Consider the following 26,261-nt stretch of genomic DNA (forward strand, 5'->3'; position numbering starts at 1 on the left):
CCGAGTTGTCAGGAGCTCTCTGGTCTATACACCGGAGAGCTCCTGACAACTCGGGGGGAGGCTTACGCGAGTGCCTCCACGTCACCGCACACGTGCACCTCGACGCCCAGCTCCTGGAAGAGCGCGGCCTTGGCGACGAGCGCGGCGTCCGCGGTCGCGGCGTCGGGCGCGTACGCGACGTTGAGGTGGTTGGCCTTGTGCCGGGCCATGAACTGGTCGCGGCTCACGCCGTGCAGCACGGCGTGCATGATCGGCCACTCGGGGTTGGTGGCCTGCCAGCGGCGCTCCGTCTCCTCCGAGGGGAGTGCGACGGCCGACGCGCGGCCCAGGTCGACGTGCAGCCGGTTCTCGGCGATGTAGACGCGCGACCAGACGATCTCGCCGGCCTTCGACACGCCCTTGATCGTGGACCCTCCGAGCGGGAAGTACACGGGGTTCTGGCGCCAGCCCTGGGCGCCGGCGTAGCCGCCCTCCAGGTGCGACGGCGGCACCGAGCCTGAGATCTCGAAGACCCACACGAACTGGCCGTCGTAGTCCTCGCCCCAGCGCACGTCGTGGAGGGTGGTGGCCGGGTCCAGGCCCATCGCGGTCCAGATCCGGTTGGTGACCAGCGCGTCCACCGCGACGCCCTCGTCGGCCTCGTTGAAGTGGGGCATCGCCTGCCCGTCCCAGAGCACGCGCGACCCGTCGCGCGAGCGCACCGGGGGCCGCACCACGTTGTTGAGCAGGCCCTCGGCCAGGTCCGACGCCGGGCAGATGTCCTTCAGGCCCTGCTGGTACTGGATGCCGACGGCGTCCAGGCCGTAGTCGTCGGCGATGCGCAGCGCGGCGATGTACATCTTGTGCTGCCATGCGAGCTGCGCCGGCGTGAGGTCCCGCGTCTCGTCGCCGCCCACCACGAAGGTCATGCCGGCGTCCTCGAGCCACGCCTGGACGGCGGCGGCCTCGGCGTCGGGCACCTGCTGCATCTCGGCCCACAGGGCGGACTGGCTCAGCCGCTCCTTGTAGATGCCGATCGGGTTGAGCAGCTCGTCGTCGATGATCGCGTTGTACATGCCCATGCAGCCCTCGTCGAAGACGCCGATGATCGCCTTCTCCGTGAGGAGCTGCGCGGCCAGCGCCCGCCCGAGGTCGGACTCCGCGCCGGCGGGGAGCACCACGCCGTCGTGCACGTGGGACGCGTCGTGCTCGATCCTGCCGGTCTCCAGCCACTGCCGGATGCCGTCGCGGAACCAGGCGTCGGTGAAGTCGACGCTCCAGATCGTCGAGTAGTCCTTGCCCATCTTGGTCATGCCCGAGTTGAGACCCAGGAGACCCACGAGGCCCGGCCAGTCGCCCACGAAGTTGGCGACGGTGAGGACGGGGCCCTCGTGGGTGCGCAGACCGGCGAGGACGTGGTGGCTGTACTGCCAGACGGCCTCCGCCACGATCAGGGGCGCGCCCGTCGGGATCGACCGGAACACCTCCAGCCCCATGCGCTGCGAGCTGATGAACCCGTGCCCGGTGGCGGGATCCACCTCGTTGGCGCGGACCACTGTCCAGCCGAGCTCGGCGAACTCGGCCGTGAGGTCGGCCTCCATCTTGGCCTGGGTGGGCCAGCCGGCCTGGTTGGCCGATTCGCGCAGGTCGCCGCTGGAGATCAGGTAGGCCGTCTTCGGCGCTGCCTCCGGCCGCGGCACGACAGTGGGAAAGCTGTACGACATTGCTTGCTCCTTAACCGAGGGGTGAAGTGGTGAAGCTGAGGGTGTCGCCGGGCCGGGCGGGCCCGGCAGGTACGGCGTCGCCGGGGCCCGACGGCGCCGCGACGAGCTCGACGCCGCCGACCACCGCCCGGTCGACGTGCAGCGAGCCGCCGTCCACGTGGAGGCGGAGGCCGTCGTCGTCCAGCTCGAGGCGGCCCCAGGCGGTGCCTGTGCTGAAGAGGGTCCGAAGGTCCTTCCCGCCGACGGCGGGATCGACGGTGACAACCCGGTCCGCGACGCTCGTCCGCACGCCCGACCAGGCCAGGAGCAGCGCCCAGGACGCCAGCGAGCGGGCGTAGTGGTTGCCGCACTCGACCTCGTTCCACGGGCTGCGCCGGTGCCCGTCGTGCCGGGCGCGCACGGCCGTGACGATCTCGAGGGACTCGTCGAGGAGGCCTTCGAACGCGAGGTGCGCGGCGACCTGGTACTCGACGCCGGTCCAGACCTCGTCCGCGTAGACGAACGGGATCCGCGGGCGCCCGCCGCGGGGCCACGAGCACAGGACCAGGCCCGCCTCGTCGCCGAGCGCGTACGTGCGCTGCACGCTCTCGTGCCGCAGCAGGGAGGGCCGGAAGTTGTGGGCGTGGACCGCCCGCACCGCCGAGCGGACGTGCTCCGGCGGGAACAGGTGGCCCAGGCCGACGACGTGCGCGAGGAGCTGGCCCAGCAGCTGGTCGCTGAGCACGCCGGTGCCGAACTGGTACCGCTCCGCGTCCACGTCCTCCACGTCCTGCTGGTAGTACTCGCCGTTGAAGAGCAGCGCGTCCATCCGGGCGGCGCCCACGGTGGCGGACTCCCGCCAGCGCGTCGCGAGCCCGGCGTCGCCGAGCCGGTCGGCGAGCTCGGCGCCCGCGCGGAGCGCCGCGTAGAAGATGGAGCCCGCACGCGCGTCCGCGCCGACGAACTCGATGTCGTAGGTGTTGTGCTGCTTGCCGTCGAGCACGAGGTCGCCGTCGCTGTCCCACTGCCGGAACGCGAACTCGACGGCGCTGACGAGCGACGGCCACACCTCGCGGACGAAGTCGTCGTCACCGCTGAGCAACCACTCGCGGTACACGCGGAGCACCGTGCCGAGCTGCCCGTCCGCGGCGGGATGGAAGTCCCACGCGGGCGAGCCGAAGATCTGGTTCGTCCGGAAGTTCATGTGCCCGTCGTGGCGGGTCTCGATCAGCAGCTCGGTGCGCCGCGCGCTGCGCTCCAGCGCGGGGAACAGCCAGGCCATCGACTGCGCGTACGTCCAGACGTGCGTGCAGGTGCCCTCACAGCTCCCGGCCTGGTCGAAGCTGCCCTCCCAGGCGGCGAACGTCCCGTCCTCCAGCCGGAAGCAGGTGCTGCTGCGGATCACGGCCAGGTTCGAGCCGACGGCGTCCAGCACCGGCTCCGGCAGCGTGCTCTCGTAGAGCGCGGTGGTGAAGGCCCGCGTCGTGGCCTCGAGGCCGTCGAGTCTCCGGTCGAGGTCGACGGCGACCGCCCACGCGTCGTCGTACCGGCGGGCGTACGCGTTGCGCACCACCTGGTCGAGGTACGGGTCGTCGAGCACGATGTTGCCCGCCCAGCCGCGCGGCCGGTTCGGGAAGTGCCAGGTCAGGCGGAACTCGAAGTCGGCGGACTCGCCGGGGGCGATCTCGGCCGCGAGGGACAGCGAGCCCACCCGCAGGCGAGTCATCCACGCCGGGTGCGGCTCGGGGTCGAGGCTCGGGACGTCCTCGGGCGTGAGCGTGCCCGTGTCGCGGAACTCGTCCCAGAAGCGCTGGACGCCGTCCTGCCACGCCCCGTAGAGCCAGGTGGGCTTGGCGCTCACCTGGTGGTGCGGTGCGGCCGTCGTCAGCGCGACCGTCCCCGCGAGCAGGTGGTCGCCGGGCAGGTCGGAGGTCAGGAACAGCCCGCGGACCCCGTCCTCCTCGCGCCACGCGTTCCGCGGCCGGCCGGAGAACGTCGGGAAGTGGAAGACGTCCCGGCCCGCCTCGGCCCCCACGGGATTGGCGAGCGACCCTGCCAGGGCGACGCGGACGACGTCGGCCCCCGGGTTGTGCACGGTGTAGCGCAGCACCGCGCACGGGATGCCGGAGTCGTCCTCGTCGAGGGGCACGAACGGCGTGAAGGCCGTCAGCGACACCTCGACGGGCAGGTCCGCGTCGACGAAGTCGAGCTCGAGCATCGGGTACCGGCCGCGCACGCGGGTGCCGGCGAGGCGGGGAAGGCCCGCGACGTCGCCCGCGTAGTAGCCCTGGTCCGCCTCGTGCGGCGGCCGGTGGCGCGCCTCGAGCACGCGCGTGACGGGCGCCGCGCCGTCGGACTCCGCACGGACGGTGAAGAACGAGAACGGGTTCTTGGCGCCCTTCGCGGGCCGGTTCGCGAGCTCCCAGTCGCGCAGCTCGCCCCGGGCGCCGACGGACACGTTCCCCGTGCCGATCCCGCCGAGCGGGAAGGCCGCGGCCGACGCCGACGCGTCGAGGACGGCGGCCATCAGGCGGCCTCGCCGGTGGCGGGGGCCGGGGCGGCCGCCGCGTGGGCCGCCGCCTCGTCCCGCGCCAGGTCGACGACGGCGTGCACCACGTCGGCCGTCGCCTCGTACAGCGCGCGGTACTGCGTGTAGATCCGGCTGTAGCGGGCGTGCGCCGCGGCGTCCGGCTCGCGCCGCTCGGCAACGGGGTTCCAGGCCGCCATGGAGGGCTGCGCCCCGGGCTCCGCCACCGCCGACGCAGCGAGGAAGGCCACGCCGTACGACGCGCCGATCGTGGTGGCGGGGATCTCCTGCGCGAGCCCGGTGACGTCCGAGACGATCTGGGTCCAGAGGTCCCCCGCCGTCCCGCCGCCCACGGCGACGACGCGGTCGATCTGCGCGCCCGCGGCGCGCAGCGTCTCGAGGTTGTGCCGCACCCCGAAGGCGGTCGCCTCGAGCGCGGACCGGTACAGGTCGCCGCGGCCGTGCTCCAGCGTCAGGCCGACGACGACGCCCCGCGCGTCCGGGTCCTGCACGGGCGTGCGCTCCCCCGCGAAGTAGGGCAGCATCAGCAGCCCGCGCGACCCCAGCCCGGAGGCGGCGGCCTCCGCCAGCAGCTCCGGGTAGCCGGGCGCCGCGGCGCCGCCGCTGACCAGGTCGCGGATCCAGGTGGTGATCGCGCCCGACGTCGCCATGCCGCCCGCCAGGCACGTCCGGCCGGCGAGCGCGCCGACGGTGGTCCACATCGACGGCGTCCGGACGAGCCGGTCGGTGGTGGCGACGAGGAACATCGTGGTGCCGTACATGACCATGAGGTCGCCCACGTCGTGGGCACCGACGCTCACGGCCTCCGCCCAGGCGTCGATGGTGCCGGTGATGACCGGGACGCCCTCGGGGATCCCAGTGGCCAGGCCGGCCTCCGCCGTGACGGTGCCTGCCACGTCGCCCGCCCAGAGGAGGCGGGGCAGCTCGAGGCCGGGGGCGTACTGCTCGCACCAGGGCGCGTACCACTCGCGGGCCTCGAGGTCGTAGAGCGGGTTGCACTGGCTGGCCGAGTGGTGGTCGAGCACGTACTCGCCGGTGAGGTGCGCGACCAGCCATGACGCCGGCATGTAGAGGCGGCGGGCGCGGGCGGCGGCCTCGGGCTCGTGCTCCGCGACCCAGACGATCTTCGGCCCGGCGGCCTGCGTGGTCAGGGCGGAGCCGCCGCGGGCGACGATCGCGGCGGGGCCGAGCTCCACGGTCAGGCGCGTGATCTGCTCGGTCGCCCGGGTGTCGACGCCGTAGAGGATGGCGGGACGCACGGGGTCCAGGTGGGCATCGGCGAGGGCGACGCACGGCCCCATCCCGCTCACGCCCACAGCCCGGACGACGACGTCGTGACCGGCCCGGCGTGCGCCGTCGAGCAGCTCGCGGGACAGCTCGACGAACTCCTGCCACCAGATGCGCGGGTCCATCTCGACGTGCCCCGTCCGCGGCCGTTCCACCCGGTGCTGCCGGGTGGCGGTGCCGAGCACCGTGCCGTCGGCCGCGACGAGGACGCCCTTGCTGGAGGACGTCCCGATGTCGACGCCCAGGGTGCACTGCTGGCTCATGGGATCCTCCTTGATCCGTCGCTGGGAAGCGGTATTTTTCATCCGTTGTACAGAAATCGATTTCACCTCACTGCGGCAAAAGCGCCGCGCGGGCCGGCGCCCCAGCGCCGCCCCACGGGCAGGTCAGGGGGCCCGGTGCTCCCCCGGGACGAGCTGGTGCCGGAGCACGATGGTGCGGGCGGGCTGGGTGTCGCCCTTGATCCGGTCGATCAGGACGCGCGCCGCGGTGATGCCCATGTGCCGGGCAGGCAGCCGCACCACGGTGACCGCGCTCGGCGGGAGCGTCGTGAAGGGCAGTCCACCGATCACGGCGACCCCCATCCGGAGCGGGGGCAGCTCTCGCTCGGTGAGCACCTGCAGGGCGCCCACGCCGAGCAGGTTGTTGGCCGCCACCAGCGCGTCCGGCGGCTCCGGCAGGGAGAGCAGGTCCGCCATGACCTTCACGCCGCCGTCGACCCCGAACGTGGAGTACCGGAGGTACTCCTCGGGGTCGGGGAACATGGCGTGGCGGGTCACGACGTCCTTCCAGCCCTGGGCGCGGTCGAACGCCGTCTCGATGTCCTCGGGGCCCGTGATGCAGGCGATCCTGCGGTATCCGGCCTGGTAGAGCGCGTCCGTGGCGGCCCGGCCCGCCGGGCGGTTGGACATGACGACCGAGTCCACCTCGAAGTCCGTGGTCCGGTCGACAGTCACGACGGGGCGGCCCTTGGCGATCACGCCGGCGAGGTCGGTCCGGCTGGAGGCGGGGGCCACGATCACCCCGGCCATGCTCTCCAGGAGCGCGATCTCGAGGTAGGTCGCCTCCTTGTCGTGCTGCGAGTCGGTGTTGCACAGCACCACGGAGAACCCGGCCTCCTGCGCCACGTCCTCGACGCCCCGCGCCATCTCCGTGAAGTACGGGTTCTCGATGTCCGGGATGACGAGCGTGATGACCTCGGAGTGCTGCCGGCGGAGCGTGCGCGCGGCGCGGTTCGGCGTGAAGCTCAGCTTCTTCGCCGCCTCGCGGACGCGCTCGGCGTTCTCCGGCGACACCCGCGTGCCGTTGAAGACCCGGGAGACCGTCGCAGGGGACACACCAGCAAGGTCTGCGACCTCGTAGATCGTGGCCATCGGCGTCCTTCCGGCGTGAGTCCTGGTGAAACTCGGTGCTGTCCCGAGCGCTTCCGCGCCGATTGACACCGACCTGTGCCGACAATACTCTGATGAAATCGGTTTCACAAGCAGCGGCCCACTGGGCCCGTGCACAAGGAAGTGTGGTGTCAGCATGGCCGACCACGGCCTCACCGACGTCTCGCGTCTGCGAGACGTCCGGACGCGTTCCATCAGCCCCGAGAACTTCGACGGCTCCGTCGGTGGCGGCGGACGCGCTACCGAGGGAACGGGTGCCGCGTGCGCGCGTGACCTGGGGCCCGGGTGGAAGATCTCCCCCAGCGTCGACATCAAGGCGGGCGAGACCTTCGACCTCGCCACCATCGAGGGCGCCGGCAAGATCACGCACATCTGGATCACGACGCACACCGACAACTGGCGCACGCTCATCCTGCGCGCCTACTGGGACGGCGCCGAGGAGCCGGCGGTCGAGGTGCCCTACGGCGACTTCTTCTGCAACGGCTGGGGCGTCTTCACGCAGGTCAGCTCGCAGATGATCGCCGCCAACCCGCAGGGCGGCTTCAACTCCTACTGGCCCATGCCGTTCCGGTCCGGCGCCCGCCTCACGGTCGAGAACACCTCCGAGGTGGACGTGCGCGTCTACTACCAGGTGACCTTCGAGCAGGGCGGCGACTACTCCACCGACGGCTACTTCCACGCCCAGTGGCGGCGCAGCAACCCGCTCGAGGAGCTCGTGCCGCACACCATCGTGGAGGGCGTCGAGGGCTCGGGCCACTACGTCGGCACCTACATCGCCTGGGGCGTGAACTCCAACGGGTGGTGGGGCGAGGGCGAGATCAAGTTCTACCTGGACTCCGACGAGGAGTACCCGACGATCTGCGGCACCGGCACCGAGGACTACTTCGGCGGCGCGTGGAACTTCGACGTCCCCGGTCAGGGCTACACGGAGTTCTCCACGCCCTACCTCGGCATGCCCCAGGTGATCAAGCCCGACGGGCTCTACGTCAGCCAGCAGCGTTTCGGCATGTACCGCTGGCACCTGACCGACCCGATCCACTTCGCCGAGCGCCTGCGCGTCGACATCCAGGCGCTGGGCTGGCGGAGCGGCTGGCGGTACCTCCCGCTGCGCGACGACATCGCGTCGACCGCCATCTTCTACCTGGACCGTCCGACCGCGGCCCGGCCGCGGACGCCGTCGGCCGACGACATGGAGGTCCACCTGGGCACCGCCCCGGTGCCTGACCTCGGCTCGATGCCGCCCCGCGCGCCCCGGGACTGACCTGTCCAGCCGACGATGCCGAGATAGTGAGTTCGTCCGCCTGGATCGCCCCATATGGGGCGATCCAGGCGGACGAACTCACTATCTCGGCGCGAACCGTCACGCGTACACGTCGTGGCCCGTCGTCACCGCACCCTGCGGCGCGATGACCGGGAACTCCGCGATCCGGCACCGCGACGACCCGTAGGGGACGAGCTCGAGGTCCTCGATCGGCGCCCGGGTGTGCGCCGGAGACTCCGGCAGCGGCCCGGCCGAGCCGTCGACGAGCCGCCACGCCGACAGGCGGGCCCCGTGGCCGACGACGGTGACGGGTGCCGCCGAGCGTGCGAACGGCACCTCCCCGCTGGGCCGGCGCAGCACGCGCCACGAGTCGGCCGCGTCAGGCCACAGCCCGAAGTTCCACGACCGCCTCGGGGTGATCTCCCACTCCCCCAGGCCCGCGCCGCCCTGCACCGGCCGCCAGATCTCGGGGATCCCGTGCACGAGCACGAGCGGGCCGAGCCGCACGCCCAGCGCGCCGCCGTCGCGCTCCACGAGCCGCACCCGCATCGGCAGGGTCAGCTCGACGACGTCGCCGGCGGACCAGGTACCGCGCAGCGTGACGTACCCGTCGACCGGCTCGACGTCCGTCGGGACGTCGTCGATCATGACCGACGGCGCCTCGCACCACGCCGGGACGCGCAGCCGCAGCTCGACCGGGCCCGGGCCGGCCTCACGGACCCGGAGCCGCACGGTCTCCTCGAAGGGGTAGTCGGTGTCGACGTCGAACGCGAAGGCCGCGCCGTCCACCTCCGTCGCCACCGAGCAGGGCGCGTACGCGACCGCGGTCAGCCCGCCGTCGTGCCCCATCCAGAGCGAGGCCGCGAGCTTGGGCCAGCCTTGGTGGAGGTTCGCCGTGCAGCAGCCGTAGTGCGGCTCGAAGCCGAACACGTTCGCGTCGTCGCCGCTGAACGTCCAGCCGCGCTGGGCGAACGACACCAGCACCTGGTTGGGCTGCTGGTGGTACTGGTGGGCCCGCATCTCCGGGTCGTTCGCCGCCGCGAGGGCGTTGAACGCCACCAGCTCGAGCTCGTCCCCGAAGGCCGCGTCGCCCCAGGTGCGGGCGAGCTGCGCGAGGGTGAAGGCGTGCTCCACGACCTGGCACGTCTCCGTGCCGTGCCACGGCTCGCGCCCGCCCAGCCACTCGTCCCCCGAGAACACGCCGCTGACGAGGCCGTGGTACCGGTCGAGCTGCTCGCGCATGGCGCGGGCGCTCTCCCGGTGGCCGGGGTCGCCGTCGACCAGCGCACGGACGGCCGGCAGCTTGAGCCCCATCGCGACGTTGGGCCCGTGGACCTCGTGCGCGAACTCCGTGACCGCCGCCCGGGGCAGCGCCTCCGTGAGGTGGTGCTCCCACGGGGTGGTCTGGTCGAGGAGCAGGCGGGCGAGGTCGAGGAGCCACGGCTCGGGCGCCCGGTCGTGCAGCCAGAGCACGCCCAGCACGTTGTCCGCGCCGCGCGCCCGGGCCCAGCCCGCGAGCGGGCGGCCCGGGAGCTCCTTGGCCTGGAAGGCGAAGTACCCCCGCAGGAACGCCGGTACGCGCTCGTCCCCGGCCGCCTCGGCGTACTGGGTCAGGACCTTGACGGCGACCATGCGCGGCCACCAGTCGTCGTTCGTCGCGGGGCCGAAGGACCCGTCCTCGCGCCGGCTCGCGAGCATCGCCTCGATCCACGGCACGGCGCGCGCCTTCAGCGCGGCGTCGTCGAGCAGCCAGGCGAGCGGCACCAGCCCGTCGAGGTAGTAGGGCGCGCGCTCCCAGTCGTCGCCGGTGCCGCCGAGCCAGCCGTTGTCCGGGCCGACGTCGGGCCACAGCTCCTCCAGGCGGCCGGTCTGCCCGGCCGCCTGGAGCCGGAGCTGGCGCTCGAGCCAGCCCTGCGGGCGGACCGCGCCGAGCGGGAGAGGCGTCAGCGCGGCGCGGCTCACTTGATGCCCGAGATCCGCACGCCCGCCACGACGAACCGCTGGAAGAGCAGCAGCAGGAGGATGGTCGGCAGCGCCGCGAGGGTGGAGCCGGCCATGAGCAGCCCCCACTCGTTGCCCCGCTCGGACCGGAAGGTCCCCAGGAACTGCATGATCTGCATGAGGTTGGGGTCCGTGATCGTGAGGATGGGCCAGACGTACGCGTTCCAGTAGGCGAGGAACGAGCCGATGCCCACGACGACGAACACGGCGGACGACTGCGGCACGAAGATCTTCGTGAAGATCTGGAACCGGTTGCACCCGTCGATGCGGGCGGCCTCTTCGAGGGCCATCGGCATGCCGAGGTAGAACTGCCGGATGAAGAACATCTGGATCGACGAGGCGACGCCCGGGATGATGAGGACCGCCAGGGTGTCGAGCATCCCCAGCTCGGTGACGACGACGAACGACGTCAGCAGGATGGCCATCATCGGGACGAACATCGGCAGGATGCAGTAGATCCACCAGAACCGCTTGAACGAGAAGTCGAGGCGGGCCAGCGCGTAGGCGGCCATCGAGTTCACGGCGAGGCTGAGCACCGTGAAGATCGCGGCGCCGAGGAAGGTCACCGCCATGGACTGGGAGAACTGCGGGTCCTGGACGATGTCGATGTAGTTCTGGACGTTCCAGACCTCGGGGAAGAACTGGAAGGGGCTCGAGAGCACCTCCGTCTTTCCCTTGAATCCGGCGATCGCCATCCAGGCGAGGGGGAAGAGGACGCTCGTCGAGATGAGGACGAGCAGGACCCACTTGACGACTGTGGTGCGGAGAGTCCGTGTCATGGTTTCGCTTTCTCGCGACGGGGTGAGCCGAGGCTCAGCCGTCGATCGCCTTCTCGGAGCTGATGAGCCGGAACACGAGGACCGAGATGCCGCCGAGGACGAGGAACAGCAGCAGGGCGGCGGTGAGCGAGAAGCTCGTCGAGTACTCGCTCCCGTCCCGGAACGTGTTGAAGATGAACAGGTTGGGGGTCGTGGTCGCGTTGACCGGCCCGCCGTTCGTCATGATGAGCGGCAGGTCGAGCATCTGGAGCGCCGCGACCGTCCCGGTGACGAACAGGTACAGGAGCACGTTCTTCAGCAGCGGGATGGTGATGTACCAGGTCCGCTGCACGAACGAGGCGCCGTCGAGCTGCGCCGACTCGTAGTAGCTCTCCGGGATGTCGAGCAGGCCGGCCAGCATGATGAGCGTGGTGATCCCGAGGCCCAGCCAGATGCCGGGGACCGCGATGGCGGGCAGCGCGGTCGCCGGATCGTTGAGCCAGGCGACCGGGCCGGCGTTGAGCGCCCCGAGCATCCAGTTCGCGAGACCCTGGTCCTGGTAGATGAAGACGAAGAGCACGGAGGCCACCACCGTGGAGACCACGGCGGGCACGTAGATCGTCGTCTTCAGGAAGGCCGCCATGCGGGCGCTGAGGGTCTTGATGACGCTCGCGATCATCAGCGAGATGAACATGCCCGTCGGGACGACCATCGCGGCGTAGGCCAGACCCACGCCCAGCGACGACCAGAACTTCGGGTCCTCGAGCACGTACTTGTAGAACTGCAGGCCGACGAACTCCGGTTCCGAGTAGAAGCTGATCTCGAACCCGCTGAGATAGAACGCGTAGACGAGCGGCCACATGACGAAGATCCCGAGCAGGACCACCATGGGCGCGATCATCAGGTAGGCGGTGACGTTGTCGCGGTTGGCCGGCGACGTCTTGCCGGGTATGCCGGCGAAGCGGCCGGCGCCTCGCTTGCCGGGAGCCTTGATCGGGCTCGGGATGATGCCGCGCTGCTGGTCCGCGGTGATGGACACGATGCCGTCCTTCCTCCACGGTGGCCCGGGTCGCCAGGGCCCGGGCCACCACAGACGTGTGCTAGTTCGTCGCGGTCCCGGAGAGCTTCTGCTTCTCGATGATGTCGTTGATCGCGTCGTCGGCCGTCTTCAGCGACGTCTCGATGTCAGCAGACCCCTTCATCGAGGACTCGATCGCGGTGCCCATGGCGAGCGCGACGTCCCACGGGTAGGCCGGCTCGGCCTGGCCGTAGGGCACGATCTTCTCGGAGATCACGGCCATGAACGGGTCGGCGGACGCCTCGGGGTCGTTCGCGAGCGCCTCGTCGACCGACGTGCGGACGGTGTACTTCGAGTAGCCGGTCTCGGTGAAGAAGTCGGCCATGATCTCGGGGTCGCCGGCCAGCAGGTACTCGATGAACTTCGCCGCGGCCTCCGGGTTCTTCGACTTGGAGTCGAGCCCCAGCGTCCAGCCGCCGAGCGACGCGGTCGTCTTGGTCGGGTCACCGTCGATGGACGGGAACGGAGCCACCATCGTCGTGTCGACGACGTCGGGGAAGTCGTTCTTGAGCTGACCCACGACCCAGGAACCGCCCTGCATCATCGCGACCTCGCCCTCGCCGTAGGGCATGCCGTCCGCGTAGCCCACCTTGGGCGTCTGGGGCATGAGGCCCTCCTGATAGAGGGTCTTGTAGAACTCGGCGAGCTCCGCGAAGCACGGCTCGGTCGCCCGCGCCTCGGACCAGTCGTCGCTGATCGGCAGGTGGCCGCACGCGTTGTACTGCAGGCCCCAGCTGGCCCAGCCGAGGTCGGCGGCGGTCGACGCCACCGTCATCCCCTTGACGTCACCCTGCGTGAGGGCACGGGACCACTCGATGAGCTCGTCCCACGACTCCGGCGGGCTGTTCGGGTCGAGCCCGGCGGCCTCCGCCAGGTCGGAGCGGTAGTACAGCACCGTGGACGGCTCCACGAGCATCGGGTACGCGTAGTGCTTGCCGTCCACCGTGACGAACGGGGAGACGTTCTCCTTGATGTCGCTGAACGCCTCGGTCGGGAGGTACTCGTCGAGCGGCGCGAACTTGCCCTCGGCGACGCCGGGCTTGATCCTGCCGTAGCTCAGCGTGCTGATGTCCGGCTGCTTGCCGGCGGCCTGCGCGGCCTGGAGCTTCTGCTCCCAGGTGTCGGCGGGCACCACCTGGAGCTTGACGGTCACCTCGTCCTGGGACGCGTTGAACGCGTCGACGTTCTTCTTGAACCACTCCTGCTGGTAGTCCTCGAACTTCTGCTGCCAGAAGGTGACCTCGACGCGGCCGTCAGCCGTGGTCTCGCCGCCGCCGGAAGCGCCGCACGCGGCGAGACCGAAGGTGGCGGCTACCGCGGCAGCGGCGCCGATCACTCGACGTGATCGCTTGCTGAACATGTGTCCTCCTCGTTGAATGAACGGCTCGTCCTCGAGCCGGGTCGGTGCGGGGCCGTCAGCCTGTGACGAGCTCGGCCCGGTACCAGAACACGTTGTACGGATCCCAGATCGACAGCGTGAAGTAGATGGTGCGCCCGCCGTCCTGCGTGTATCGCGGGAGCATGTAGGGGGCGTAGGGCCCCGGCACCTCGGTGGCGCCGACGAGCTCGAACGGCTCGCCCCAGGGACCCCAGGGGGTCACTCCCTCGCGGAGGACGACGCCGCGTCCCTCGGCGAGGTAGGTCATGATCCACCGGCCGAGGTGGTCGTTCCAGACGACGGAGAGCTCGCCCACCGTGTCGTCGAGCACCAGGCCGGCCTCGCCGGGGTCGGAGCCCCACAGGGGCTCGCTGTCGTCGTCGAGCCCGGTGAAGTACTCCCAGTGCTCGGGTTCCTCCACCTCGGCCGCGGGCACCCGCGCGAGCGAGACGCCGCCGAACCTGCCGTGCGTCACGCCCCAGACGTAGAGCCAGTCGACGCCGTCCACGGTCACGTGGGCGGGGCTGATCTGCACAAAGCCGGAGTCACCGCTCCAGACGGGACCATCCAGCGTAGCCCACGTCTGGCCCTCGTCCGTCGACCGCGCGAGACCCGCGTGGTTGACCTCCCACTCGCCGGGCGTGCCCCACTTCCGCACGGACATGTAGTGGAGGTACATGCCGGCGTCGGTGGCGAAGCCGTGCGTCGGGATGACGGTCATCTCGTCGCCGTCGATCTTCTTCGAGGGCAGCAGCTCCTTCGCCGACCCTGTGTCGTCCAGGATCATGCCCTCGAGCGTGATCCCGTCGGACGGGTCGTCGTCGGTGGTCCAGCCCAGGGTGTTGGAGCGCCAGAACGAGCCGCCCCCGCCGGTGAAGTCGTCCGCGCGCTCGCCGAAGGTGTCGCCGAAGACGAACCACACCTTGCCGTCCGCCTCGAACATGGACCCGAGGTCGGTGAAGTTGACCGCGTGCTGCGTGGTGTCGCCGGGAGCCTCGGCTCCCGTGACCTGTCCGACGCGCTCGACTCCCGTGACACCCTTGAGCAGGAACTCCTGGTCGACGACGGTGCCTGCGACCGGGACCTGGGGGGATCCGCCGCACGCAGCCAGCGTCAGGGCGCCCAGAGCCGGTGCGACGACCAGCGCGGTGCGCCTGAACCTGTAACGTGCCATGAATCCTCCTCGACCGTGGCGTGCGGCCCCAGCCTGACATGAAACCGATTTCAGCGTCAAGCGACGAGTTGATAACAGGCCGCGCGACCGGATTGTGCCGGGAATCGGCGGGGATCTGCGAGCAGGATGCCCGTGATCGCGCCGCTGGTCCCCCGAGAAACGCCGAGGCCCTTGAAACCGGTTTCGGTTCGGACTACCGTGCAGCCCGAACCGCGAGGTCCCCCGCTCAGGTCTGGAAGGTCACATGACGCACACCGCTGCCGGCACCCCCCACCACCAGCCGGCGGGTCACCCGCCCGAGGCCGACGGCGGCTGGCTCCGCCCCGCGGCCGACGCACCGGCCGAGCCGCGCTGGGGCTTCGTCGACGGGCTCCAGGTGGGCCTGCACCCGCTGCGCGGCCCGCGCGGCCTGCTCCGCGTCTACGCCCCCTATCTCGGGCACCCGCGGGAGCGGCTCCTGAACTTCGTCGCCGTCGAGCCCATCCCGCTCGGGTCCACGGAGCGTGGCTTCTCGGAGCTGGAGCACAGCGCGCTCGACGACGCGCCGGGCAAGCGCTTCTGGAGCGCCGACGGCCCCGACGACGCCACCCCGCGCGACCCCCTGGAGCCGGCGCGCGGTGTGGTCGAGGAGATCGACGGCGTCGAGCACCTGACCGTCTACGTGCACAGCGAGCGCTTCGAGAACGGGGCGGACGTCGTCGTGCGCCTGCGCTTCCGGGCCGACCGGCCGCGTGAGATGTCCCTGGCGGCCTCGGTCCGCGAGAGCTCGGTACCGCTCGCGTCCTGCGTCCTCACGGCGACGATGGGGAACTTCGCGCGGCTGCGCCGCCTCCACCTGCGAGACCGCACCGTCACGCCGTCGGACCTGTGGCCCGGCTTCACCGGGACGCACTTCGCCGACCACGGCGTGTTCGGCCGGACCGAGCTGGCGGAGCACGACGGCGCCGTGGCCGTCTGGGCGACGCCCGACGAGGACGCGCCCCAGGACGCCGTCGCCGCCGAGGGCACCGCGGACCACTGGCGGTACGTCGGCGAGAAGGCGGTCCAGGGCTGGCGCGTGCCCGAGCCGAGCGACGAGCTCACGGTGCTCGTGAACGGCCGCTGGGCCTACTGGGCGAGCGACCGCCCGATCCCCGGCGGCGTCTCCTACGAGAACGTGGAGGTGGTCGAGCCCTTCCGCGACGGCCATGAGCTCGTCTTCTGGGTGGAGCCGTTCCAGGCCGACGACGAGGTCGCGGCGGTCGCGGCGCGCCACCGGGCGCGCTGAGGTCTCGGGGGTGGCGGCTCGCGGCGGCCGAGGCACTACCCGCCCGGGGTCACCAGCCCCGTCTCGTACGCGACGACCACCAGCTGCGCCCGGTCCCGCGCGCCGAGCTTCACCATCGCGTGGCTCACGTGGGTGCGCGCGGTGGCCGGGCTGAGGAACAGCGCGGCCCCGATCTCAACGTTGTTCAGACCTTGCCCCACGAGGGCCACCACCTCCCGCTCGCGCTCGGTCAGCACCACGAGCCGGTCCTCCGCGACCCGGCTCGCGGCCCGCTGGGCGGCGAACTGGCCGACCAGGCGGCGCGTGATCCGCGGCGCCAGGAGCGCCTCCCCCGCGGCGACCACCCGGATCGCGTGCAGCAGCTCGGCGGGTCCCGAGTCCTTGAGGAGGAACCCGCTGGCTCCGGCCTGCAGCGCGTCGAACACGTACTCGTCCGTGTCGTAGGTGGTGAGGATGAGGACGCGCACCTGTTCGAGCCCGCGCGTGGCGGCGATCCGGGCGGTGGCCTGGATCCCGTCCAGCCGTGGCATCCGGATGTCCATGAGCACGACGTCGGGGCGGGTCGCCCTCGCCTGCTCCACCGCGTCCGCGCCGTGGACGGCCTCCCCGACGACCACGAGGTCGTCCTCCAGGTCGAGCAGCAGCCGGAAGCCCGAGCGGACCAGCCCTTCGTCGTCGGCAAGCAGCACCCGGATCGGGGCGTCGGCCGACGGCGGCACCACCTCGGCGCTCACCGCAGCGCCCCGGTCGGCGCAAGAGGCAGGCGCGCAAGAACCTCGAACCCGCCGCCCGCCACCGGGCCCGCACGGAGCTCGCCGCCCAGCAGCTCGCAGCGCTCGCGCATCCCGAGGATGCCTCGCCCGGGCGCGGCGCCGTCGTCGTCCCCCGCACCGGGCCGACGCCGGACGGCGGGGTCGCGCTCCGGGCCTGGCCCGCGGCCGTCGTCGGACACCCGGACCTCCAGGCTGTCGGCGCCCGGGGTGAGCGCGACCGTGACGCGGGTGGGGCCCACGTGGCGGATCACGTTGGTGACCGACTCCTGCACGATGCGGTAGGCGGCGTGCTCCACGGCGCTCGGCAGCGGGGACCCGGGTGGCGCCGTCCGCACCGTCAGGTCGAGGCCTGCGTCGCGTGCCTTGTCCGCCAGGTCGCCGATCTCGGCCAGGCCGGGGTGCGGCGCGCGGCCGTCGTCGTCCCGGAGCACCCCCAGGATGGCGCGCATCTCGCGCAGCGCCCGCGAGCTGGTCTGCTCGATGGCCTCCAGGGCGTCACGCGCACGGTCGGGACGCCGGTCCAGGACGTGCGCCGTGACCCCCGACTGGATGTTGATGATGGCGATGGCGTGCGCCACGGTGTCGTGGACCTCGCGGGCGATGCGGACTCGTTCGGCGTCGACCCGTGCGCGGGCCACGTCGTCGCGGGTACGTTCGGCCTCTTCCGCGCGCTGCAGTGCCTGGGCCGCGATGACCTGCCGCGACCGGACACACTCCCCCAGGGCGGTGCTCATGACCGACGTGCCGATCCGGAAGAAGACCCAGCCGATCGCGGCGCGCGGCTCGATGTCGGCCGCGGCGACCAGCCAGACCACCGTGAGGACGGTGATCGTGCCCCCGGTCATCAGCAGGGACCGGCGACCGTCGCCGTACGCGGCCACCGTGTACAGGGCGACGAAGAGGGCGAGCCACGTAGGCCCGTCGGGGAGGCCGACGGCGTAGTAGGCCGCGCTCGACGCCGCGGTGACGACGAGGACGGGGACCGGCCACCGGCGTCGTCCGGCGAGGGCCATCCCGCTCAGGACCAGCAGGGCGTAGCCGAGGCTCCCGAGGTCCGTGAGCGGGCGCTCCCCCGGCTCGGCCCCGCGGACGATCGTGCCCTGGACCTGCATCACCGTGACGAACAGCGTGATCAGGACGTCCTGCGCCCACGGCGGCAGGCGGAGCGACGCCCACGGCGGCAGGCGGAGCGACGCCGCGGTGAGTCCCATGGGGCGATGGTAGGGGCGCGTTGCCCGACAGCGCGTCCGCCCGTGGGCGGGGGTGCCTACGTCGCTCGACGTACCTCGTTCTGTCCGGGGTGCGCTGAGGTGCGGAGGCGCGGTCGCCGCGAGGCCGACGCGGCCCGGTGGCCGGCAGGGCGACGATCGGTGCCTGACGCGGATCGCGTCGTCGTCCGACCGAAGGAGTACTCCATGTCCATGCTGGCTGCTGTTCTTGTCGAGGGTGCCGGCTCGTCCCTCGCGGCGGAGGGCGCCGCTTATGCGCTGACGTCCGGACGGATCTGGTCCGTCGTCGCCGCCGTCGCCGGGCTCTCAGGGATCGCCTCTGGCTGGCGGGCGCTCGCCCGCCCCGACTGCCGCATCGCCGGAACCACCGCCGGCCGCTGGCTCGGCGCGGCGCTGGCCCTCGGCAGCGGGGTGGTCGCGCTCGCCGTGGCCGCCTACGTCGTGGTCACCGCCGACGCCGGCATCGGCACCGGGAGCGGGCTGGCCGGCGCGTACCTCGCAGCGGCCCTCGGGGTCGCGGCCCTCGTGCTGGGCGGCGTGGTGCTGGGGCGCTCGCGGCGGGCGGCCGGCTCCGCGTGATCGGCTTTCAGGGGCGCGGGATCCTCAGTGAGCGTCGGGCGCCGTGGCTCCCGGCTCCTGGTTCCCGCGTCCCTGCGCCTCGCGCTCGCGCTTCTTCTTGGCCTGCTCCATGAGCCACAGGAACTCGGGGTCGTCCTCAGGCGCGTACGTCGACGCCTCCTTCTCCCAGGTGCGCTCGCGCTTCGGATACTGCGCAGGCGGCACCTCTCCAGCCGGGAACCCGGTGCTGCGACGGGAGACGCCGCGACGCCGTCGGGAGCCGCTGCTCACCACGATCCAGGCGATCGAGCCGACGAGGGGCAGGAACACGATGGCGAAGATCCAGAGGCCCTTGCCGATCCCGCCCGTGTCCTCCTCGTCCGACTGGACCACGTCCACCAGGGCGTAGACGACGAGCGCGACGTACAGGAGCGGGATGAGGACGCGAACCATGGGCGGGAGCATAGCGGGTGAAACCGCCCAATTTAGCGACGACGGGCCCGGGCGTGATCGGCAGGAGCTCACGCCCAGGGATCGTCGCCGCGGGCCCATATCTCCCGAACGGCCTCGGTGTCGATGTACCTCCATGGCGCATCGCCCTCCGGCCGTCGGGGACCGAACGGGAAGTCCCCGAATCTCCCTTCGATGAGTCCTGCGACAAGCTCGGTAAACGACAGCCGGAACCCCCGCCACAGGCCGTCCTCGCGATCGCTCACCAGAGTCACCCAAGAATCCGCTGGTCCGGACGCATCCCAGCAATAGAGGTTCGCGTTCTCGTCGTCTCCCCAGGTGATCAGGTTCGGGTCGCCACACCACCCGATTCCGTCCGGAGGGTTGCCGGTCAACAACCAGACCGCTCGCGCCTCGAAGGAGGCGGCCGCCATCCCTTCGGAAGGCTTGGCGTCAGGCGCCTCGGGGACGTGGAACGTCAGCTTCCCCTCCAGCACGCCGGGACCGTACGTGGAAAGGAACCACTTGTAGTCGGCCGGGAACTGGTGACCCCACAATTCCTCGAGGAGCGGCCAGTCAATCTGAGTCGCGGTCGACCGGTGCGGCAGTATCCGGGCTCGGATGATGGCCTTGGCATCCTCGATCAAGTCATCTCCACGGAGCTCGCCGACAGGAAGGTGTGCTCCGCCAGCTGCTCATCCCAGCCGAACGGCGCGAGTTCGAAGGTCGTCAGGATCGTCCAGACAAATTGGGGCACCGACATCTCGAACCTGAACCAGCCCTCGGAAGCGAAATCGTCCGTGGCCGCCAATATGGGCCACTCGTCCGGGGCGACCTCCTCTGAGGCAAGCCAATAGAAGTGCTCATCCCATTCGCTCCAGCCCCATGGAATCAATCCCTCGCCCCTGCCGCGAAAGATCGAGTACGGAGCGTACGGACCGTCGGGTCCGCCTGGGTGGACGGCATCCTCCGCTTGTTGGTGCGCAACAAGCCCACCATATAGATCCATCGGTTTGCCGGGGTCGACCGCGAGAAGGTTGACCGACCGGGAAAAGGCACCGGGGCCAAAGACCTCCGCCAGGCTTCTATAGCTCGACGGCAGCACCATGCCGTTTCGCGAACCATATCTCGCCCAGTCGATGTCTCGCCTTTGCGGTGTACCCACCAGGCCCACGAGCCTCTCGATCCACTCGTCCGTCATCAGCTAGTCCGGGAACACGCAGAACTCGTTGCCCTCCGGGTCGGCGAGCACCACCCAGTTCTCGTGGCGGCCGACCTCGCTGGCACCGGCTGCGATCAGGCGCGCCACCTCCGCCTCGAGGTCCGTGGTGCGGAGGTCGAGATGCACGCGGTTCTTCACCGTCTTGGGCTCAGGCACCCGGTTGAAGAACAGTCGCGGGCTACCGCCGTCGGCCGCTTCAACCAGTACGGAGGGATCGTCCTCCGGGTCGTCGACCCCCATGGCGCGCAGGCGCTCCAGCTCTTCGTCGTCGTAGTCCGCGACGTCGTAGTCGTCCAGGACACCGGCCCAGAACCGCGCCAGGGAGGCGGGGTAACGGCAGTCGAACACCACGTCCTTCAGGGTCGCCATGCCGGGAACGATAGTCCGCGGACCGCGAGCCCGTGCCGAACGGCCGGCTGCCACCTCAGCCGGAGACCGTCAGGAGCCCCCCGCCGTCCCGAGGTGCCGGGCGAAGAAGCGGACGGAGCTGTCGATCTCGAAGAGCGGGACCCGGAAGTGGCTGCCTGGATTGGCGTGCAGCGTCTTCTCGGCGGAACCAAGGGCGTCGAACAGCCTCATGACGGAGTCGCGCGGCGCTCCCTCGTCGTCCCACTGCAGCACGAACTCGACCGGGACGGTGATCCTCGCGGCCGCCTCGGTGAGCCACTCGCTCCCGACGAGGCCCAGGACAGCAGCCGTGATGCGGGGTTCCGCCGCGACGAGGCGGATGCCCATCTCGCCACCCTGGGACAGGCCGTAGTACCCGACGGGCTGGTCCGCACCGACGTAGTCCAGCGTCTGGAGCGTGTCCAGGGTGGTCTGCCAGTCGGGGATGAGCTGCGACGCCACGGTCTCGCAGAGCTCAGGCCACGCCGAACCGACGGGCTCGCCGGCGGCCGTCCGTCCGTCGACGAGCTCGACCAGCCGCTGGATCTCGGGGTGCTCCGGCCGGTCGCCGGTTCCCGGCGCGTCGATCGCGGCTACCGCATAGCCACAGGACCGGACGTAGGGGAACGCCCGGGAGACGACTTCCCACCCCTTCTTGTGCTGACCACCGCCGTGCCCGATCAGGACCAGCGGCCGGGGACCGGAACCCGCAGCGGGCGTCCAGAGCGCCCCAGGGACGTCCCCGATCATGAAGAGCTGTTCGCGGACGCCGTCGGCGACGGTCTCTGAGGTGAGGTGCACGGTGCATGGCACCAGGTGAGCTGCGGGCGCCGCAAGCCGATTTACGGCGGCGCGTGATCGGTAGTTCGTAGCATGATCGGCAGTTCGAACTGCCGATCACGCGACGAACTACCGATCACACCGACGCGGGGCCGGGCACCGTCAGCGGGGCACCGTCTGCGCCGCCGCGCCCCGCGCCTCCAGCCGCTGCTGCCGTCGCGGCCCACCGGAGACGCGGTGCAGGCGGTACGACCCCGGCTTGCGCGCCTCCCCGACCAGGTGCTCGACGGTGCCGTTGACCACGTACGCCTTCAGGGACGCCCCCGGACGCCCGCCGACGTGGAACCAGATCGCCTCGTCGTACCGGTGGGCGAACTGGAAGATCCCCGCCTGGCGGCCCAGGCTGATGCACTGCCCGGCGAACACCTCGTTGAGCGTCCCCGGCTGCTCCCCCGAGATCCGGCTGAGCACCGTGTCTGCGGCTCGCGCGCCGAGGGGCATCGCCGCCTGGCAGCTCATCCGCAGCGGGAGGTCCGACGGCGCCGCGGAGTCGCCAGCCGCGACGATCCGCTCATCGTCCACGCTGGTCAGCGTCTCGTCCGTCAGCAGGCGGCCGTCCACGTCGGTGCTCAGCCCGCTGCGGCGGGCCAGGTCCGGCACGCCGAACCCGGCGGTCCAGACGGTGACGGCGCTGGGCAGCGTCCGGCCGTCGCTGAGCCCGACGGCGTCGGCCGTCACCGCGGTCACGGTCGCGCCCGGCCCTTGCACCACGGTCACCCCGAGGGCCGCCATCCGTCCCGCGACCGAACGCCGTCCGCGCGGGTGCAGGTACGGACCGAGGACGTCGCCGCAGACCAGGGTCACGGACCGGCCGGTCTCGGCCAGCTCCGTGGCGACCTCGATGCCGGACGGTCCGGCGCCCACGACCGTCACCGGGGCCAAGGCCGGCGTCGCGTCCAGGACCGCTCCCAGTCGCTCCCCCTCCTCCAGGCTCGTGACCGGGTACGCATGCTCGGCCGCCCCCGAGACGCTCGTGCCCCGGATCCCGCTGTGGCTGCCGACGGCGTAGACGAGGTAGTCGTAGCCGACGGCAGCGCCGCCCGCCAGCGTCAGCCTCCGCGCCACGGCGTCGATCCGTGTCACGGAGTCCACGACGAGCCGCACGCGCTCATTGAGCACCTCGCGGTAGTCGGTGACGGCGTCGTCGGTCCTCGCGATCAGCTGGTGCAGGAGGATCCGCTCGACGAACGCAGGCCGTGGGTTGATCAGCGACACCGCCACGTCGTCTCGCTTCGCCAGGCGGTTCGCCGCCATGACCCCGGCGTAGCCGCCGCCGATCACGACGACCTCGCGCTTGGGAGAACGGGTGGTCCGGGATTCCATGTCGTCTCCTGGTTGTTCGACGTCGGTCCCTCACGGGATGTCACCACTATGACGAGCGCGGCGGCCCGGACGTGACATCGCTACGCGGGGAGTGCCGGAAGGTCCATCGCCGCGCGTGCAGCACGGAGACCAGCCGCCCGTCGAGCCGCAGGGTCTCGAGCGCGACCAGCAGCGCCAGGCCCACCGAGTCGGCCCAGCACTATGGCTCGGCCCTCAGTCAGCGGCGGTGACGTCGTCCCGGCCGCCCAGGGCCAGGGCGCGGAGGATCCTCTCGGCGACCTCCCGCTCCGCGACGTTGCGGTGCTCGGAGGCCGAGGCAAGGATGCGGCGCGCGTCCTCCTCGGCGCACCCGTTGGCCTCCATGATGGCGCCCACCGCCTGCTCGATCGCCATCCGGTCGGACATGCTCTGGTAGAGCCCGGCCGCGGCGTCGTCCAGGTCGGCGAACTTCAGGTGCAGGCGCACGGCCGACGCGACCAGCTCCGCATACGCCTCGGCGGCGCGCTGCAGCGGCCAGTCCCACCGGTCGTGGGTCCGCGAGTACAGGTTGAGGGCGATCGAGAGGCCGGGCACCACCTCGGCCGGGACCGCCAGCACCGAGGCGTACCCCTCGCGGAGCGTCTGCTCGCGCCAGGCCTGCCACCGCTCCTCGTCGGCCACGTCGGGCACCTCCTGCTTCTTGCGGAGGTCCATCGCGTCGTTGCAGGGCCCCTCGTCGGCCAGCGCCTCGGCCTGGTCGCAGCGCGCCGCGGGGTCGTTGCTGCTGCCTGCCCGCAGCGTCATGCCGTTCTGACGCATCGTGATGCTTGCATCGACGTCGGCGCCGAGCACCGAAGCGGCTCGTACGGCGCACTCGGTGAGGTAGCTGGAGATGATCATGACCCGTCCCCTCGGGCGTCGCCGCGCAGCGGGGCGCCAGGTTGATTCCTGCCGCTTCCTCGACCTCCTCACCGTACGCCCGCGGGACGCCTTAAACGATGAGAGGGGTTGGGGTTCGTGCGGGTGGTGCCCAGGGTGGGGGCGCGCGCCGTGGCGGTCTCCGCCAGGCGTGTTCACCCATCCACCTGGAGGACCCCATGTCTACGCGCGCCCGACTACGCAGGCTGAGCTTCGCCGTCGTCCTGGCCCTGACAGCGCCGCTCGCCGCGGTCGCGACCGTCGTTCTCGTCCAGCCCGCCCCGCCCGCCCAAGCCGCGGAGTGCGGCACCGCGGTGCTGTGCGACGGGTTCGAGAGCCAGACCGGGACGACGCCGAGCGGCGCGTGGGCGCTCCGGTATCCCGACTGCCAGGGGTCGGGTACGGCAACGATCGACTCCACCGTGGCACGCAGCGGCAGCAAGTCCCTCCGCGTCAACGGCGCCGAGGGGTACTGCAACCACGTGTTCGTGGGCTCGACGCAGGACCTGTCGACGATCGGCCAGCGCTGGCACGCGCGCTTCTACGTGCGGCACACCACCGCGCTGCCCACCGCGCACGTGACGTTCCTGGCCATGAAGGACGCCGACGACGGCAACCGCGACCTGCGCATGGGCGGCCAGAACGGCGCGCTGCAGTGGAACCGCCAGTCCGACGACGCCACCCTGCCCGAGCAGAGCCCCGCCGGTGTGGCGCTCAGCCGTCCGCTGCCGACCAACGAGTGGGTCTGCGTCCAGTTCTCCGTGGACGGCGCCGCCGGCACCACGACCACCCGGGTGAACGGCCAGGAGGTCGCCGGCCTCACCGTCGACGGCGTCCCCACGCACAACGTGGACGGCCAGTGGCTCAACGGCGGGTCCTGGAACCCCCGCCTGACGGACTTCCGGATCGGCTGGGAGAGCTACGGTTCCGGCGCGGACACCCTCTGGTACGACGACGTCGCCGTCGGCTCGCAGCCCGTCGCCTGCGACGGCGGGTCGACGACGCCGACGCCGACCCCCACTCCCACTCCTACGCCGACGCCTAGCCCGACGGTGACGCCGACGCCCACCCCGACCCCGACGCCGACGCGGACGCCGTCCTTCCCGCCGCCGACGGCCAGCTGCGCCGCCACGGCCACGGTCAACAGCTGGGGCACGGGCGCCACGGTGCAGGTCGCTGTCCGGAACACGGGCACGCTCCCGGTGAACCGCTGGAACCTCACGTGGACCTGGCCCAGCTCGGGCGTCTCGATCAGCCAGATCTGGAACGCCCAGCAGGTGACGAGCGGCGGCGTGACCGTCACGCCCGTCGCGTGGAACCAGTCGATCCCGCTCGGCGGATCGGTGCAGTTCGGCTTCAACGTCAACGGTTCGCTGACGACCATGCCGACCATGACCTGTACGCCGGCCTGACGGCCCCCGGCCGGCACGCCTACGGGCGTGCCGGCCGGGCAACATGGCTCAAGCCGCGGCGAGGCGCTCCGCGACAAGTCGGTTGAGTGAGACATGCTGTTCGGCCGTGAAAGTCTAAGGGCCCGGCCCAGCCGCTGAGCATGCGGTGGTGGCCGGTGTTCCCCCGAACACCGGCCACCACCGCATGCTCAGGCGAGGTCGCCGAAGAAGGTGCGGAGGTCGTCCGCGAGGAGCTTCGGTTCCTCCATGGCGGGGAAGTGGCCGCCCTCCGTGAACTCGCTCCAGTGGCTGGCCGCGTTCCACGGGTCCATCACCCGGCGCAGGAGCGGATGGGTGTCGAACACGGCCCAGCCGGACGGCACGTCCGCGGCCACGGCCCAGCCGAGCCCCGCGTGCTCGCCCTCGTAGTAGAACTGCGCGCTCGACGCGCCGGCCCGGGTGAACCAGTACAGGCTCACGTTGGTGAGGAGCTGGTCGCGGTCGACCGACTCGTCCGGCGTCCGGTATACGCCCCCGCCGGTCTTCGTCCGGAACTTCTCCGCGATCCACGCGAGCTGACCGGCCGGCGAGTCGGTGAGCGCCGGGCCGATCGTGTCGGGACGGTGGTTCTGCATCTCCAGGTACCCGCGGTCGGCCGCCACCTCGGCGCGCACCGCCTCGAGCTGGGCTGTCTCGTCGTCGGACAGGCCGTCGGGGTAGGGGAGCTTGTCGCCGGCGAACCCGAGCAGTCGGCCGTCGCAGCCGACGTGCGTGCCGATGACGCGCTCCGGGTAGAGGGCCGCGAGCCGGCCGGTGACGCCCGAGCCGATGTCGGTCCCGTGGGCCGCGAACCGCTCGTAGCCGAGACGGGTCATGATCTCGGCGTACGCCTCGGTGGTCCGTGCGAGTTCCCAGCCGGTCCCGGACAGCGGGGTGGAGAACCCGAATCCGGGCAGCGACGGGACGACCACGTGGAAGTCGTCGGTCAGCAGCGGGATCAGGCGCTGGTACTCGACGAACGAGCCCGGCCAGCCGTGGCACAGGATCAGCGGGGTGGCGTCGGGATTTGCCGAGCGCGCGTGGACGACGTGGAACGTCTGGCCGTCGACGACCGTCGTGAGCTGCTCGTGCTCGTTGAGCCGCGCCTCCTGCGCACGCCAGTCGAACTCGTTGCGCCAGTACTCGGCGAGCTCCTTCAGATACGTCAGCGGGATCCCGCGGCTGAAGTCGGAGCGGTCGTCCCGGCCCGGCACGGGGATCGGCCAGCGGGTCTGCGCCAGCCGGCTGCGCAGGTCGTCGACGTCGGCCTGCGGGATGTCGATGCGGAACGGGGTGAGTGCTGTGTTCTGGTTCATGACGCCCACGT

23 protein-coding genes are annotated in these 26,261 nt (G+C 71.4%); 4 read left to right on the top strand and 19 right to left on the bottom strand.

The window, feature by feature from the left end:
• Positions 1-62 precede the first annotated feature (62 nt).
• The 4 genes from D1350_RS11170 to D1350_RS11185 form a co-directional block, all read right to left on the bottom strand.
• Positions 63-1,703 carry a fucose isomerase gene (locus D1350_RS11170; protein WP_125776073.1) on the bottom strand — a complete coding sequence of 547 codons (1,641 nt, stop codon included), beginning with the start codon at positions 1,701-1,703 and terminating at the stop codon, positions 63-65.
• A 10-nt stretch (positions 1,704-1,713) separates the two neighbouring features.
• Positions 1,714-4,209, bottom strand: a complete 2,496-nt coding sequence (locus D1350_RS11175; protein ID WP_125776074.1) for a GH116 family glycosyl-hydrolase — start codon at positions 4,207-4,209, stop codon at positions 1,714-1,716.
• Positions 4,209-5,780 (bottom strand): FGGY-family carbohydrate kinase, encoded by a 1,572-nt coding sequence (locus D1350_RS11180; protein ID WP_125776075.1) that lies wholly within the window; start codon positions 5,778-5,780, stop codon positions 4,209-4,211. Before D1350_RS11180 ends, D1350_RS11175 begins: the two co-directional genes overlap by 1 nt.
• Before the next feature lie 123 nt (positions 5,781-5,903).
• Positions 5,904-6,890: a LacI family DNA-binding transcriptional regulator gene (locus D1350_RS11185; protein ID WP_125776076.1), complete on the bottom strand. Its 987-nt coding sequence runs from the start codon at positions 6,888-6,890 to the stop codon at positions 5,904-5,906.
• A gap of 154 nt (positions 6,891-7,044) precedes the next feature.
• On the opposite strand from D1350_RS11185, the gene D1350_RS11190 reads away from it, so the two are divergent.
• Positions 7,045-8,169: a glycoside hydrolase family 172 protein gene (locus D1350_RS11190; protein WP_125776077.1), complete on the top strand. Its 1,125-nt coding sequence runs from the start codon at positions 7,045-7,047 to the stop codon at positions 8,167-8,169.
• Positions 8,170-8,268: 99 nt separating this feature from the next.
• On the opposite strand, the gene D1350_RS11195 is transcribed toward D1350_RS11190, so the two are convergent.
• The 5 genes from D1350_RS11195 to D1350_RS11215 form a co-directional block, all read right to left on the bottom strand.
• The gene (locus D1350_RS11195) at positions 8,269-10,131 is read right to left on the bottom strand and encodes a beta-L-arabinofuranosidase domain-containing protein (RefSeq protein ID WP_125776078.1); all 1,863 of its coding nucleotides are present in this window, start codon (positions 10,129-10,131) and stop codon (positions 8,269-8,271) included.
• A complete protein-coding gene (locus tag D1350_RS11200; protein WP_125776079.1) occupies positions 10,128-10,949 on the bottom strand; it encodes a carbohydrate ABC transporter permease in 822 nt (273 codons plus the stop codon). Before D1350_RS11200 ends, D1350_RS11195 begins: the two co-directional genes overlap by 4 nt.
• A 34-nt stretch (positions 10,950-10,983) precedes the next feature.
• Positions 10,984-11,967, bottom strand: a complete 984-nt coding sequence (locus D1350_RS11205) for a carbohydrate ABC transporter permease (RefSeq protein ID WP_206074499.1) — start codon at positions 11,965-11,967, stop codon at positions 10,984-10,986.
• Between the two features lie 61 nt (positions 11,968-12,028).
• Positions 12,029-13,366 (bottom strand): ABC transporter substrate-binding protein, encoded by a 1,338-nt coding sequence (locus tag D1350_RS11210; RefSeq protein WP_125776080.1) that lies wholly within the window; start codon positions 13,364-13,366, stop codon positions 12,029-12,031.
• 55 nt (positions 13,367-13,421) lie between these two features.
• The gene (locus D1350_RS11215) at positions 13,422-14,558 is read right to left on the bottom strand and encodes a DUF4185 domain-containing protein (RefSeq protein WP_125776081.1); all 1,137 of its coding nucleotides are present in this window, start codon (positions 14,556-14,558) and stop codon (positions 13,422-13,424) included.
• Between the two features lie 244 nt (positions 14,559-14,802).
• Between D1350_RS11215 and D1350_RS11220 the strand changes: the two genes are divergently transcribed.
• A complete protein-coding gene (locus D1350_RS11220) occupies positions 14,803-15,825 on the top strand; it encodes a hypothetical protein (RefSeq protein ID WP_125776082.1) in 1,023 nt (340 codons plus the stop codon).
• A 35-nt stretch (positions 15,826-15,860) separates the two neighbouring features.
• Here the strand turns inward: D1350_RS11220 and D1350_RS11225 are convergent, their stop codons facing one another.
• Both D1350_RS11225 and D1350_RS11230 read right to left on the bottom strand, forming a co-directional pair.
• Complete coding sequence (locus D1350_RS11225) at positions 15,861-16,559, bottom strand: response regulator transcription factor (RefSeq protein WP_240644036.1); 699 nt, start codon at positions 16,557-16,559, stop codon at positions 15,861-15,863.
• Positions 16,556-17,809 carry a sensor histidine kinase gene (locus tag D1350_RS11230; RefSeq protein WP_125776083.1) on the bottom strand — a complete coding sequence of 418 codons (1,254 nt, stop codon included), beginning with the start codon at positions 17,807-17,809 and terminating at the stop codon, positions 16,556-16,558. Before D1350_RS11230 ends, D1350_RS11225 begins: the two co-directional genes overlap by 4 nt.
• A 204-nt stretch (positions 17,810-18,013) precedes the next feature.
• Between D1350_RS11230 and D1350_RS11235 the strand changes: the two genes are divergently transcribed.
• Positions 18,014-18,406 carry a DUF6223 family protein gene (locus D1350_RS11235; RefSeq protein ID WP_206074500.1) on the top strand — a complete coding sequence of 131 codons (393 nt, stop codon included), beginning with the start codon at positions 18,014-18,016 and terminating at the stop codon, positions 18,404-18,406.
• A 24-nt stretch (positions 18,407-18,430) separates the two neighbouring features.
• On the opposite strand, the gene D1350_RS11240 is transcribed toward D1350_RS11235, so the two are convergent.
• The 7 genes from D1350_RS11240 to D1350_RS11270 form a co-directional block, all read right to left on the bottom strand.
• Positions 18,431-18,838, bottom strand: a complete 408-nt coding sequence (locus D1350_RS11240; protein ID WP_164545133.1) for a PLD nuclease N-terminal domain-containing protein — start codon at positions 18,836-18,838, stop codon at positions 18,431-18,433.
• 68 nt (positions 18,839-18,906) lie between these two features.
• A complete protein-coding gene (locus tag D1350_RS11245; RefSeq protein WP_125776085.1) occupies positions 18,907-19,482 on the bottom strand; it encodes an SMI1/KNR4 family protein in 576 nt (191 codons plus the stop codon).
• Positions 19,479-20,036, bottom strand: a complete 558-nt coding sequence (locus D1350_RS11250) for a hypothetical protein (protein WP_125776086.1) — start codon at positions 20,034-20,036, stop codon at positions 19,479-19,481. The genes D1350_RS11245 and D1350_RS11250 overlap by 4 nt, the downstream gene beginning before the upstream one ends.
• Before the next feature lie 3 nt (positions 20,037-20,039).
• Positions 20,040-20,426: a VOC family protein gene (locus D1350_RS11255; RefSeq protein WP_125776087.1), complete on the bottom strand. Its 387-nt coding sequence runs from the start codon at positions 20,424-20,426 to the stop codon at positions 20,040-20,042.
• Positions 20,427-20,495: 69 nt separating this feature from the next.
• Positions 20,496-21,245: a dienelactone hydrolase family protein gene (locus D1350_RS11260; RefSeq protein WP_125776088.1), complete on the bottom strand. Its 750-nt coding sequence runs from the start codon at positions 21,243-21,245 to the stop codon at positions 20,496-20,498.
• A 141-nt stretch (positions 21,246-21,386) separates the two neighbouring features.
• A complete protein-coding gene (locus tag D1350_RS11265; RefSeq protein ID WP_125776089.1) occupies positions 21,387-22,607 on the bottom strand; it encodes an NAD(P)/FAD-dependent oxidoreductase in 1,221 nt (406 codons plus the stop codon).
• 213 nt (positions 22,608-22,820) lie between these two features.
• On the bottom strand, positions 22,821-23,486 hold the full coding sequence (locus tag D1350_RS11270; RefSeq protein ID WP_125776090.1) for a GAF and ANTAR domain-containing protein: 666 nt from the start codon (positions 23,484-23,486) through the stop codon (positions 22,821-22,823).
• 197 nt (positions 23,487-23,683) lie between these two features.
• Here D1350_RS11270 and D1350_RS24450 point away from each other — a divergent pair, with 197 nt between their 5' ends.
• A complete protein-coding gene (locus D1350_RS24450; protein WP_240644037.1) occupies positions 23,684-24,916 on the top strand; it encodes a cellulose binding domain-containing protein in 1,233 nt (410 codons plus the stop codon).
• Positions 24,917-25,104: 188 nt separating this feature from the next.
• Here the strand turns inward: D1350_RS24450 and D1350_RS11280 are convergent, their stop codons facing one another.
• Positions 25,105-26,250: an epoxide hydrolase family protein gene (locus tag D1350_RS11280; protein WP_125776092.1), complete on the bottom strand. Its 1,146-nt coding sequence runs from the start codon at positions 26,248-26,250 to the stop codon at positions 25,105-25,107.
• Positions 26,251-26,261 lie beyond the last annotated feature (11 nt).

The sequence above is a fragment of the Antribacter gilvus genome (assembly GCF_003946865.1).
GTDB lineage: Bacteria > Actinomycetota > Actinomycetes > Actinomycetales > Cellulomonadaceae > Antribacter > Antribacter gilvus.

Coding starts and splice junctions, on each gene's coding strand:
- D1350_RS11215 (WP_125776081.1), bottom strand. CDS start 14,558: ATGGCACGTTACAGGTTCAGGCGCACCGCGCTGGTCGTCGCACCGGCT.
- D1350_RS11185 (WP_125776076.1), bottom strand. CDS start 6,890: ATGGCCACGATCTACGAGGTCGCAGACCTTGCTGGTGTGTCCCCTGCG.
- D1350_RS11235 (WP_206074500.1), top strand. CDS start 18,014: ATGTCCATGCTGGCTGCTGTTCTTGTCGAGGGTGCCGGCTCGTCCCTC.
- D1350_RS11200 (WP_125776079.1), bottom strand. CDS start 10,949: ATGACACGGACTCTCCGCACCACAGTCGTCAAGTGGGTCCTGCTCGTC.
- D1350_RS11175 (WP_125776074.1), bottom strand. CDS start 4,209: ATGGCCGCCGTCCTCGACGCGTCGGCGTCGGCCGCGGCCTTCCCGCTC.
- D1350_RS11280 (WP_125776092.1), bottom strand. CDS start 26,250: ATGAACCAGAACACAGCACTCACCCCGTTCCGCATCGACATCCCGCAG.
- D1350_RS11190 (WP_125776077.1), top strand. CDS start 7,045: ATGGCCGACCACGGCCTCACCGACGTCTCGCGTCTGCGAGACGTCCGG.
- D1350_RS11210 (WP_125776080.1), bottom strand. CDS start 13,366: ATGTTCAGCAAGCGATCACGTCGAGTGATCGGCGCCGCTGCCGCGGTA.
- D1350_RS24450 (WP_240644037.1), top strand. CDS start 23,684: ATGTCTACGCGCGCCCGACTACGCAGGCTGAGCTTCGCCGTCGTCCTG.
- D1350_RS11270 (WP_125776090.1), bottom strand. CDS start 23,486: ATGATCATCTCCAGCTACCTCACCGAGTGCGCCGTACGAGCCGCTTCG.
- D1350_RS11220 (WP_125776082.1), top strand. CDS start 14,803: ATGACGCACACCGCTGCCGGCACCCCCCACCACCAGCCGGCGGGTCAC.
- D1350_RS11250 (WP_125776086.1), bottom strand. CDS start 20,036: ATGACGGACGAGTGGATCGAGAGGCTCGTGGGCCTGGTGGGTACACCG.
- D1350_RS11180 (WP_125776075.1), bottom strand. CDS start 5,780: ATGAGCCAGCAGTGCACCCTGGGCGTCGACATCGGGACGTCCTCCAGC.
- D1350_RS11255 (WP_125776087.1), bottom strand. CDS start 20,426: ATGGCGACCCTGAAGGACGTGGTGTTCGACTGCCGTTACCCCGCCTCC.
- D1350_RS11170 (WP_125776073.1), bottom strand. CDS start 1,703: ATGTCGTACAGCTTTCCCACTGTCGTGCCGCGGCCGGAGGCAGCGCCG.
- D1350_RS11230 (WP_125776083.1), bottom strand. CDS start 17,809: ATGGGACTCACCGCGGCGTCGCTCCGCCTGCCGCCGTGGGCGTCGCTC.
- D1350_RS11240 (WP_164545133.1), bottom strand. CDS start 18,838: ATGGTTCGCGTCCTCATCCCGCTCCTGTACGTCGCGCTCGTCGTCTAC.
- D1350_RS11265 (WP_125776089.1), bottom strand. CDS start 22,607: ATGGAATCCCGGACCACCCGTTCTCCCAAGCGCGAGGTCGTCGTGATC.